The 11,005-nt window shown below is 55.6% G+C and carries 13 protein-coding genes; 2 read left to right on the top strand and 11 right to left on the bottom strand.

Going from position 1 to position 11,005, the window contains the following annotated elements; genetic code table 11:
* The 8 genes from HXY34_13330 to HXY34_13295 all read right to left on the bottom strand — a co-directional run.
* Window positions 1-170, bottom strand: a 170-nt coding sequence (locus tag HXY34_13330) for a Ni/Fe hydrogenase subunit alpha (protein NWF97118.1), incomplete at its 3' end; no start/stop codon positions are given.
* A complete protein-coding gene (locus HXY34_13325; protein ID NWF97117.1) occupies window positions 167-1,084 on the bottom strand; it encodes a F420-nonreducing hydrogenase in 918 nt (305 codons plus the stop codon). The genes HXY34_13325 and HXY34_13330, both read right to left, overlap by 4 nt.
* Complete coding sequence (locus HXY34_13320) at window positions 1,081-1,320, bottom strand: (2Fe-2S)-binding protein (GenBank protein NWF97116.1); 240 nt, start codon at window positions 1,318-1,320, stop codon at window positions 1,081-1,083. The genes HXY34_13325 and HXY34_13320 overlap by 4 nt, the downstream gene beginning before the upstream one ends.
* Window positions 1,317-1,766, bottom strand: coding sequence for a hydrogenase iron-sulfur subunit (locus HXY34_13315; GenBank protein NWF97115.1), 450 nt, complete (start codon window positions 1,764-1,766; stop codon window positions 1,317-1,319). Before HXY34_13315 ends, HXY34_13320 begins: the two co-directional genes overlap by 4 nt.
* On the bottom strand, window positions 1,763-3,514 hold the full coding sequence (locus HXY34_13310; protein NWF97114.1) for a CoB--CoM heterodisulfide reductase iron-sulfur subunit A family protein: 1,752 nt from the start codon (window positions 3,512-3,514) through the stop codon (window positions 1,763-1,765). Before HXY34_13310 ends, HXY34_13315 begins: the two co-directional genes overlap by 4 nt.
* Window positions 3,514-4,824, bottom strand: coding sequence for a CoB--CoM heterodisulfide reductase iron-sulfur subunit A family protein (locus HXY34_13305; GenBank protein ID NWF97113.1), 1,311 nt, complete (start codon window positions 4,822-4,824; stop codon window positions 3,514-3,516). The genes HXY34_13310 and HXY34_13305 overlap by 1 nt, the downstream gene beginning before the upstream one ends.
* Window positions 4,821-5,699: a CoB--CoM heterodisulfide reductase iron-sulfur subunit B family protein gene (locus HXY34_13300; protein NWF97112.1), complete on the bottom strand. Its 879-nt coding sequence runs from the start codon at window positions 5,697-5,699 to the stop codon at window positions 4,821-4,823. Before HXY34_13300 ends, HXY34_13305 begins: the two co-directional genes overlap by 4 nt.
* Window positions 5,696-6,199, bottom strand: a complete 504-nt coding sequence (locus HXY34_13295) for a 4Fe-4S dicluster domain-containing protein (GenBank protein ID NWF97111.1) — start codon at window positions 6,197-6,199, stop codon at window positions 5,696-5,698. The genes HXY34_13300 and HXY34_13295 overlap by 4 nt, the downstream gene beginning before the upstream one ends.
* A 392-nt stretch (window positions 6,200-6,591) precedes the next feature.
* On the opposite strand from HXY34_13295, the gene HXY34_13290 reads away from it, so the two are divergent.
* Window positions 6,592-7,260, top strand: coding sequence for an MBL fold metallo-hydrolase (locus tag HXY34_13290; protein ID NWF97110.1), 669 nt, complete (start codon window positions 6,592-6,594; stop codon window positions 7,258-7,260).
* 123 nt (window positions 7,261-7,383) lie between these two features.
* Here HXY34_13290 and HXY34_13285 read toward each other — a convergent pair whose 3' ends face one another.
* A complete protein-coding gene (locus HXY34_13285; GenBank protein NWF97109.1) occupies window positions 7,384-8,328 on the bottom strand; it encodes a histidinol phosphate phosphatase in 945 nt (314 codons plus the stop codon).
* Between the two features lie 49 nt (window positions 8,329-8,377).
* Here HXY34_13285 and HXY34_13280 point away from each other — a divergent pair, with 49 nt between their 5' ends.
* Window positions 8,378-9,673: a hypothetical protein gene (locus HXY34_13280; protein NWF97108.1), complete on the top strand. Its 1,296-nt coding sequence runs from the start codon at window positions 8,378-8,380 to the stop codon at window positions 9,671-9,673.
* A 128-nt stretch (window positions 9,674-9,801) separates the two neighbouring features.
* Here HXY34_13280 and HXY34_13275 read toward each other — a convergent pair whose 3' ends face one another.
* Together HXY34_13275 and HXY34_13270 are read right to left on the bottom strand one after the other, a co-directional pair.
* Complete coding sequence (locus HXY34_13275; GenBank protein NWF97107.1) at window positions 9,802-10,533, bottom strand: hypothetical protein; 732 nt, start codon at window positions 10,531-10,533, stop codon at window positions 9,802-9,804.
* Window positions 10,534-10,664: 131 nt separating this feature from the next.
* Window positions 10,665-11,005 (bottom strand): hypothetical protein (locus tag HXY34_13270; protein ID NWF97106.1); only part of this gene is annotated, 341 nt, incomplete at its 5' end.

Raw genomic sequence — 11,005 nt, 5'->3', positions numbered from 1 at the left:
GGAGCCTCCTCCATCGGCCTGCCCTCAAGGAACTTCTCAAAGAACCTCGTCGAGTTCACATGGAACTGGACGTCTTGAACCTTGTTGCCGGGTCCCAACTTGATGGTGAGCGAGCCGTGCCCCTCAAGGCGCGTCACTGGCTCTACCTTGATCACTCGTTCATCGGTCATTTCCTCTTCGCCTCCTCACGCTTGATTCGCATACTGCCGAGGTGACTTGTCGCGTATGTGAACCTCCAGAACATGCCAAGTGGGTCGCTTACGGACTCCAAGATCTTCCGGGGCTCCTGTGGAGCATAGGTACCAAGCATGGATATCGAGGCTGCGCCATGGTCGGCCATGATTGGTGGCGGCGGACCGAAGCATCCTCGGCATGGGGCTCCTTTGCTGACACAGGCGCCTTCACACAAGCCCCATGTGCTTGCGCCCATGCAGAGGTATCCTTGTTCGAGAAGACAGCGATTACGATCTGCAATTCCCTCGAACGGTCTCTTGAACTCCTCGACAGGCGTGTCCTTCTTCTCGCGAGGACAGTAGTGACAGACCGTGTGAGTGGGCAGGTCAAGCGGTGCTCCTGTAATCAGGGACGTGACCGCCTTGACTATCAGCGATGGTGTAGGTGGACAACCGGGCAGATAGACATCGAACTTCACAATCTCGTTGTTGGGTCTTATCACGGGCTCGAGAGCAGGGACACCGACCGTTGGCAGCTGGCCATCAGACACCGTCTTGTTGTGCCTGAACTTGACATCAATGCACTCATCGAGGTCATAGATGTTCGCAAGAGAAGGAATGCCACCGAAGCAGGAGCACGAGCCGAACGCCACGAGTGTCTTGCACTTGGCTCTGAGGGCCCTCAGAAGATGAACATCCTCCACTGTTCGCGCAGTGCCTTCGAACAGACCTATGTCAATCGAGTTGTCAGGTTGTGCCTCAAGGTCATGGAGCTTGTAGTCAACGACCGTTGCCCAGTACTTGATGTCCAGCAGTGGCAGTACATCCGCAAGCTTCAGGTGGATATCGACCAAGGACTGGAAGCATCCCCAGCAGGAGGAGCCCTGTCCCATTGCGATCGATGCGGTCATGCATGCTCCTCCTTGAGCCTGTATGTGAGCTCGTCTCCAGAGTGCCCACTTATCTCCACGACTGACCACCGGAGCATCCCCATGAGATTCCAGACCACCTGAGGCTTGGGTATCTTCGTCTTCTCAGCGATGTGCTCGACTGTGGTTGCTCCCTGTCGGATGGCTTCCTCAATGGCCTTCCGTTGTTGTCTCGTCTCACCGCGCTTCTGCTCAAAGAAACTTGCAAAGTGACTCATCGCCATTCCCTCGCTATCGGACCAAGCTTCTTGACTTGGTCAATGAGTGTCCGTACGCCATCTGCAAAGATCTGTGCCTCAGACGCACTTGCCCACTGCAGGCGGACGCGTCTGGGGTCAACACCAGCCTGCTCGATTGCCTTCTCCATCAGTGCCCACCGCGCCCTCAGCTTGAGGTTGCCACTCGTGTAGTGACAGTCACCCGGATGACAACCGGAGACCAGCACACCGTCTGCACCCAAATCAAGGGCTGCGAGTATGAACTCGGGGCTTATTCGACCAGTGCAGTTCACCCTGATGATGCGCGCATTGGTCGGGTACTGAATTCTACTCGTGCCTGCAAGGTCCGCACCTGCATAGGAGCACCAGTTACAGCAATATGCAACTATTCTCGGTTCCCATGTCTTCTCAGCGCTTGCTTGCTCTTGGAGAACGTGTGAACTCATTGTGCTCGTACCTCCTGGGCGGCTGGTGGTGGACACAGATACGCCTCGACCATTGCCAGAATCTGGTCTGTTGTCGAATGACGCATCATGATTGCACCGGACGGACATCCTGCGGCACAGGTACCACAGCCATGGCACTTTGCCTCCGTCACTAATGCGACCTCTGGTGTTCGGCTGGTATCCATTGAGATTGCATGGTATGGACATGCAGTGACACAAGTGTGACATGACGAACACAGGTCTGGGTTGACGTGCGCAACGGTCGACTCAATCTCGACTTCGCCTCGTGCCATGAGACCCACCGCCTTCGCAGCAGCACCAGAAGCATCTATGGCTGCCTCATGTGCGTTCTTCGCGGCCTGAGCCGCACCCGCTATCATGATACCTGCCGTGTGCGTTGTCAGAGGCGCCAGCTTGATGTGCTCGGGGTTGAAGAATCCATCCGAAGACCGTGTCAGGCTGAACAACTTGGCAACCTCATCAGCGGTGTCAGGGGGCACCATCGCGGAAGCCAAGACTAGCATGTCCGGTTGTAGTATCAGGTCCTCGTCCGCAAGAACATCATGCCACCGGATAGTGATCCTCCCATCCTCGAGTGTCACCTTGGGCTTGTCGCGCTCGGGGAACTTGCTGTAGATGACTCTGCGAGAGCGAGCGAGTCGGTGGAACTCCTCGTGTCCCTTTCCGTATGTCCGGACATCCTGGTAGAGAATGACCACCTCCTCGGTGCGCGCTCTCAGGTCCGCAGCGGCCTTTGCAACTGCGGAGCAACAGTGTCTTGAGCAGTGCTCGTGGCCCTTCACTCCCGGTTCCCGCGAACCCACACAGCCTATGAATGCCAGCTTCTTCACAAGCTGACCGTCGCTGGGACGTCTGAGCTCTTTGCTTCTGGGCATCTCCTGCAACTCTGCGAGCGTGAGTATGTCAGGAGTGATCTTGTAACCATAGTAGCCGTGTGGCTTGAACGACTGGAAGCCGGTGGTGACAATGACTGCACCGACGTCATGGTGCGACTCCCTTCCTGTCTTGGTCTCTCTGACAGTCGCCTGGAAGTTGCCGATGTAACCGTCGAAAGCAACGACCTCGGCGTCTGTGAAGATCTTGATCTTGTCGTGATTCCGGACCCTGTTGATGAGCGGCTCGAGGACCTCAGCTCCAGTCTCGTCAGTCGGGAAGAGATGGGTCCAGTTTATCAGGTTTCCACCGAGTCGTGGCTGTCGTTCGACCAGGACCACCTCGAAACCACGATCGGCAATGTCCAGAGATGCAGTGATTCCAGCGATTCCTCCACCCACGACCAGTGTGCGAGGAGTGACTTGGACGGTCTTCACAGGTAGCGTCTCCAGTCTGGCTGCTCTGGCGACCGACATTCTCACAAGGTCTATTGCCTTTGCAGTTGCAGCCTCCGGCTCTCTCATGTGGCACCACGAGACATGTTCTCTGAGATTGACCTGTTCAAACAGATAGCGGTTCAGGCCCGCCTCTTCGCAGACTCTCCTAAAGGTGGGTTCGTGCATGCGTGGAGAACAGCTTGCCACGACTACTCTGTTCAACCGGTGCTCCTTGATCTTCTCACGGATCAGCTGCTGCCCGTTGTCAGAGCACATGAACATCTCATCCGTAGCAAACACGACATTTGGCAGTCCAGCAGCAGTCTGTGCGACCTTGGCCACATCAACTGTGCCGGCAATGTTGTGCCCGCAGTGGCATACAAACACACCGATTCTGGGCTCTTCCGTGCCGGTCATCAGGCCACACCTCCTACAGCCAAGATGATTGTAGCCTTCATTGCCGCAGCACTCCCTGCAGTGACGCTGTCTGGAATGTCCTTTGGGCCGTCAGCACAACCGCAGGTGAAGACACCCGGGACAAGGGTCTCCACAGGTGCAGCGAAGCGGTCTTCTACGTTGAGGTAACCGTCTATGGACCGCTCCAGTCCCAGTGCGTTGGCAATCGTGTCCAGCCCTTCGGGAGGTTGAAGACCCGGGCATATGACAACAAGGTCATGCTCTCTCTCTGAGACCTTGCCCGTCAGAATGTTCTCAACACTCATCACCAAGTTCTGGTTGTGGGGGTTCTCACTCAGCTCGCCAACACGTCCCTTCACAAAGTCAACACCAAAACGGGTCTTGGCCATCTCGTAGAACTCCTCAAAGCCCTTGCCGAAGGCTCGAATGTCCGCATAGTAAACGGTGACTCTCGCTTCGGGGTCGTGCTCACGGGCCATCACCGCGTTCTTGATACCGTACATGCAACAGACCCTGGAGCAGTAGGGCACACCCTTGGCGACATCCCTCGCCCCAACACACTGAATGAACGCGATGTTCTTTGGCACGCGCCCGTCAGAGAGTCGTATCAGGTGACCCTGCGTCGGCCCTGCAGCATTGATGAGGCGTTCGTACTCCATGGCCGTGATAACGTTGGTGTACTTTCCGTATCCGAGTCGCGGGTATTGCGAGACATCGAACAGCTTGTAGCCTGTTGCTACGATGATCGCCCCGACCTGAAGCTCTACTATCTGGTCGGTCATCTCAAAGTCGATAGCACCCCGCTCACACGTCTTCTGACACCGCTTGCATTGTATGCATCGTTCTCGGTCTATCGCATATACGTTGGGAGTCGCCTGCGGAAATGGGATGTATATCGCCTTTCGAAAGCCGAGTCCCTCGTCGAACTCATTCGGCACTTCAACAGGGCACTCTCTAGAGCAGTCCCCGCAGCCGCTGCACTTGTCCTCATCAACATAGCGAGCCTTGCGTCGTACTGTCACTCGGAACTTGCCAGCCTTGCCCTTTACGCTCTCGACCTCCGAATACGTCAGCAACTCGATGTTGGGGTGCCTGGCAACCTCGCTCAGCCTCGGCGTCAGGATGCACGCGCTACAGTCCAAAGTTGGGAATGTCTTGTCGAGAGCGGCCATTCTTCCGCCAATTGATGTCTGTTTCTCGACAAGGTAGACACGGTAGCCCTGTGAGGCGATGTCGAGCGAGGCCTGCATACCTGCGACCCCACCTCCAATCACGAGAGCGCTCTTCTGACTCGTCTTGTCCTTCGTCATGCCTTAGCCTCCTGTTTAGCAAATAGACCATATGGACTGATCTTGTTCATGCCGAGACCCAGCTTCTCCTCTTCAATCCCGAGGGCGGGACCCAGGAACTGTGTGATGGGTATGACTGGCACCTTCTTCTGAACCTGGGAGTTCTCTCCGAACTGCACCTGAGTCAGCTGGATGTCGCAGAAGACACACGCCGTCACAATGCCATCCGCACCAGCCTCAATCACATGCTTGATCTTCTCCAGACCTATGAGTCCAGCAGTGTCCGGGTCCATCGCCAGTAGCGGACCACCGCAGCACCGGGTCTTTCCCGCATAGTCAACCGCCGTTGCGCCGGTGAGCTCGACAAGTCGGTCGAGTATGGTCGGATTCTCCGGGTCGTCCACTTGGACAATCTCATAGGGTCTTGTGACGTGGCACCCATAGTGGGCAGCCATCTTGATTCCCGAGTAGGGTCTTACTATTGCAGCCTCAATTGCGGGGAAGCCGATGTCTTCCGCGAGAACCTGCAGCAGGTGCCGCACTCGGACCTTGCCTGTGTATCTGAGTCCTTCCTCGGCGAGCAACTCGTTCAGTTCTGCCTTGGCCTCAGGGTTCTCGTCCAGATAGTGCTTGTTGAGCTTGAGCGAGCCCGAACATGCACCACACAACGCAAGTATGTCCTTGCCCTCTTCCTCAGCCAGAGCTAGGATTCGACCGCTCATCGCTGCGTACGCCTGCCGACTGAGTGACTCGATGTACTGCGCCCCGCAGCAGTTTGCATCCTTCATCTCGTGAATCTTGACACCCAGCTTCTCAAGGACTGCAATGGTCGCCGCTTCGTAGGCTGGCAGTCTCACGGGTGTTGTACACCCACGGTAGAGGATCAGTTCTGTCATGCAACTGCACTTCCTTCGGACAGGTACCTACGTCTCACCCGGTTCGCGAAGGTCTTGTTCCAGCCGAGGTCCGGACTGAGACCCAAGTCTGCCCTTTCGTCTTCATTCCAGTCGCTGTATGCGTCGGCGAGCATCCAGCCGTCGTTAAGAACCTTATCCACCGCCTTCCTGAACGACGTAGGGACATGTCCCTCGCGCGCTGCAATCTGTCGTACGGCATGGAATATCTCGGCCGGGCTGACACCCTCTTGGCATCGCTCCTCACACATCCTGCAGGTCATGCAGAGCCACGGTTGGCGGTCAGTCAGCACCTCATTCCTCTTTCCCAGCAGGATCTTCTGAATCAGCTTTCGGGGATGGTATCGGTCGGTTGTCCGGGCAATCACGCAACTTGCAGTGCACAGGCCGCACTGAATGCACTTGTTGATGCCCTCGCCTCCGGGGATGGATGAAATCTCCTCGGCGAAACTTGACGTCGGAGTGTGTAACTCTGGATCCATCGGTCTCACCTGTCGGGCGTGTCTCACAGACCGTCCGCGCCTCAGTTCCGCTCAGCGCGGAACAGTTCCGATGAGCAATCACCGGAACCCTAGGCACGGGATAGCCATGAGATTGCCACTGTGGGGTCTAATACGTGGATGCGAACTCCCTTGACCCATTATATGCTTAGCTAGATAGGCATCGACGTAAATTTCCTGCAGATGAGACCGAAATCGATACAGAGTGTTTAGGGTATGTACGTATTCGTTAAACCACACTCCGGACCCTGTATTCAATGCAGATTCGATGTCTAACTCAAGAGGTACATTTGGTTTCGATTGGTTACCACATTCTCACCTCAATATGACAGCTACGTTCAAAAAGAACGCTGCAACAACACATTCGAGCAAGGATGAGCATTGTAATCAAGTGGCTTGGTCATGCAGGATTCCAGATAACTGGGTTGGGGCAGGTCATATACATCGACTACTATCGACCCAAGAAGCTCGAAGAACGGCTGCCAGCACCGACGGAAGCGGCCTCGGTCGTCCTGTGCACCCACAGCCATGGTGACCACTGCGACCTTGACGCCATCAAGACCGTACTCAGCAAGAGGACCAAGATGATGGCGCCGGCGTCATGCCGCGAGAAGCTGGGCAAAGAGATGGTTCAGGTGCGGGCTGGAGAGCCACAGGACTCCGGGCAAGTTCGCATCATGCCAGTGGAGGCCTACAATGTCAAACGATTCCGCACGCCGGGCAACCCCTATCATCCCAAGGGATTTGGAGTGGGATACGTCATCTCACTGGAAGGAAAGACCGTGTACCATGCGGGTGACACCGACCTCATACCAGAGATGAGTGAACTGGGGAAGGTTGATGTCGCGTTGCTACCGGTTGGCGACACCTACACAATGGACATCCAAGAGGGGCTTCAGGCAGTTGGCATAGTCAAACCCAGATATGCGATACCGATGCACACATGGGACAAGGACGTGAGCGACTTCGAGAAGGGGCTGGCAAGCAGCACTGTCACAAGACCGGTGATTCTCAAGGAGGGACAGGAGTTCAGCCTCAGCTGAACGCGAACTGCACAGAGACGTGAGCATCCTCGACATACGAGCGAGGAGTTGATTGACATCGTTTCGAGTCTGACTCGTCGCATTCTCCACACTGTCGTATGTGGGAAGTCGTTGTAGGCTGTTTCAAGAGATGCCGAACAACTCGCCGAACAGACGTCTGTTGCAGGCGACAGACGAAGTCCCAAGTAGGTCGGGCCGGCCGTCGAGGTCGCCCAGGACTCCCCCAGCCTCTGTAATGATGGGACCTAATGGGGCTATGTCCCATGGGCTCATGACCGCGTCAACCATGACATCCGCACGGCCTGTGGCCACCAGCACGTATCCATATGCGTCACCCCACGCCCGACAGGACTTGGCAGTCGAGATGAGCCGTTCTGTAAGATCAGGTCTCACTGCATAGAGGTCTCGGTAGTCTGTGACATTGACCATGGCATCCTCAAGCCGCTCTGTGGAACTGACATGACAGGCACGACCATTGAGTGTGCAACCGAGTCCGCTCACAGCAGCGACGGTCTCAGCAAGCGGCGGACAGTGCACAACACCGAGCACAGGAGTGCCGCGGTAGAGCAGAGCCAGAAGCGTCGTATAGAGTGGTATCCCATTCACGAAGGACTTGGTGCCGTCGATGGGGTCAATCAGCCACTCGTAGTCCGAGGACACCTCATTGGTCCCGAACTCCTCGCCTCTCACGGTGTGCTCCGGATAGTTCTCGCGTATTCTGTCTCGGATGAAGACCTCCGCCTCCCTGTCTGCAACGGTGACCGGGGTGCCATCCCTCTTTGTCTCCACCGTGATTCCTGTTCGGAAGTACCTCAGTGTCAGTTGACCTGCCTCGGACGTCGTCTTCACCGCGAAGTCGAGATAGTCCTGCATTTCAGACTCTGATGCCGGGAATCTCATGATGTGAGACTGAGCGCAGACTGCAATAAGGGCCTTGTGTTCAAATGCGTCTTGTGTCACTGCTATCGTCAGGCGGAGCACACGGAAGCCCAAGCGAGCAGTCCCAGTATGGCAGAGTCCTGCTGTCCTTGCATCGCGGCCTGTTCGGCTCGTATCAGCTGGACTCACTCATGGGCCAGCTCGTTTAATAGACGCGGACACAGTGGATGTGTCATACATGACCGACGTGGCCTTCGTTCTGGTACTGGCAACATTCGTCATGACGCTTGTCGTCCTTCTGCTTGAAAAGATCAACGAGGCTGCGGTGACCATGTTCTCTATGTGCCTGTGCGGAGCCGTCCTGGTGCTCACTGGTACGGAAGTGAGTCCGGGTCATCCGATGACGTTTGTGGACCTTGTCGCCCTCATAGAATGGGACACTGTGCTCTTTCTCATGTCTATGATGATAGTGGTGGCACTGGCGTCATCCTCTGGTATGTTTCAGTACATCGCGCTTGTGCTGGTCCAGAGGACACACGGTCGTCCAAAGAATGTCTACATGGCATTCTTGGCGTTCGTGTTCATCATATCCTTCTTCCTTGACCCACTGCCCACGATGCTTGTCATGGGGCCATTCACAGTGGAAGTGTGTCGCGCACTGCAGATAGACTTCCGACCTGTCCTGATCAGCGAAGCAGTGGTCAGCTACTTCGCCTCCTTTCCATCTGTCGTCGGTTCGGTTCCCAACCTCTTGATAGTCTTCTGGGCAGGAATACATGCAGCTGAGATGTTCTTCATGCTCCTGCCGCTCACGGTCCTGCTGTTCCTCGTCACAGTGCCGCTCTTGATGAGAACAGTGGGCAAGACGCTATGCGATGACCGCGTGCATGATGACCACCTCCTGATGATGATAAGTCCGACCAAGATGATACGCTCAAGGACCGAGTTCTACGCCTCGGCAATCGGTCTGGGAACGATGATCACAGGATTCGTCATAGCTCCCACAGAGGTCACTTTCATCGCACTCTCGGTCGCTGCAGTGATGCTGGCAGTTGCTCATGACAAGGCGACAGACCTGTTGAAGGAACTGTCGTGGATCACTGTCTTCTTTCTGATAGGGCTCTTCGGTATTGTGAACGCTCTTGGAGTGGCAGGCGTAATCGCGGGAGTGGGAGGTCTCATCTCATCAATAATAGGCTCCAATGCATTTGTTGGAATCCTCATCATGATATGGATTCCGGGGTTCGCGCTATCAGCAATCGACAACATACCGGTCGCGGCCTTTCTCGCACCGATGGCTGTAGACCTTGGGACTGTGAGCAGAGTTGTCCCGGTGTCACTCGTCATCGGAGCAAATGTCGGAGGGTACATGATTCCATTCGGAGACGCACCTAACATGATAGTGATATCGCTGAGCGAGTCCCACGGTAGTCATCTCACGTTTAGAGAGTACACAAAAGCCACCATGCCGATTGCTACTGTACACCTGATAGTTTCTACACTGTACTGCTTCGGCCTAGCTCTGCTGTTCTGAGAACGCACCACAACTAGGCCCACAATGCGGGAGTCGCCTCTATGGCTTGAGACAGCAACACACGTCTCAAGCATTCGATATGCACAGAGGTGTCCAGCGTTGGCTGAAGTGTCATACATAGACTGTGATCATGGTCGAGCGCTCTGGTCATCAAGTGCTGCACGTAGCTGGGCCTGATGTGTCTCCGACAGCGCATCATGGCCTTGGAGCGTGGTGATGTCCACATGACCCAGTCTCTTGGCCGCACACGCAACATGGTACCAGCGATAGGAGGTGTGACCTTCGAAGTCGACCGGCTCTCCAATCCGCAATTCGTCCTTCTGAATCTGTTTCTGACATGCTCTACAGGTTGATCTGCTGGACTTTGCTGGTTCCACTGCCCATCGGACGCCTGTGGCCGCAGAGGTGTCCTCGGTTGACTCAGCTGCCTTTTCCAGTGAGTCGAGAAAGTCAATGACTGGAGAGTCGACCATGTTGCGGCTCAGCTTCAACGTGAAAGTGTCGTACTGGGACGGAGCGTAGTGGAGCTCGACATCCCCGTTCTTCAGCTCTCTCGCAAGCTGTGTGTTGGGTGGCCATGCCCCTCTCCTCTTCATGTAGGCAACAACATATCCACCGATAATCGTGGAGGCCTCCTTCTTGGTTCGTTTCTCCCACGCCTCTGGCCGCACCAGATAGAATGCCGTCGAAACAAACGATCGCCCTGTTAGAGTGTCTTCAGTGCGGCTCTTCACAATGAGTAGCGAACCCGACGGGATGCGACCGCGTGCTTTGGGCATCTTGAGTGTCTCGGGGTCTATCCAGTACGCCCAGTCCTCCGTTATATCGACCAGGTCCGCCGACTTCGACACCTGTTCCAACCACCTCAAAGGAGATCTCTGATTGCTTTGTTCGAATCGAGGGCTTATGAGCACCCCAATCTCACCCTGGGAGGTCTTGCAAAAAAGCCTTGTCGCTTCCGAGTTGTGGCACACACGAAGTGTCAATGTCCTCAGTTGCCCTTCCCGAAGAAGAACGCAATGCTAGGCGGCGTGCCGGGGTAGTAGGCGATATGGACTCCGTAGTCATCCAGTAACAGCTTGCACAGGAAGAGGTCAAGGTCTACGGTAGTCACGTTCGGTAGCTTCTTTCCAGACAGAATCTTGCTGATTCCATCTAGGTATCCTGTGGGACCGTCAGTCACTGAGGCTCGTACTAGTGTCACTCTGTCCGCCTCAACAATCTCTAGGACAACAGAGGCCCGTGTCCTTCCCAGCGCCCGTGCGAAGTGGGAGAGCAACCCCACGAACAGCAGGTCGAGGTTTGGTCCCGCCAATACGGCTGCATCCGTCC

The sequence above is a fragment of the Candidatus Thorarchaeota archaeon genome (genome assembly GCA_013388835.1).
GTDB lineage: Archaea > Asgardarchaeota > Thorarchaeia > Thorarchaeales > Thorarchaeaceae > JACAEL01.
This window is presented reverse-complemented; position numbering and strand designations above follow the sequence as displayed.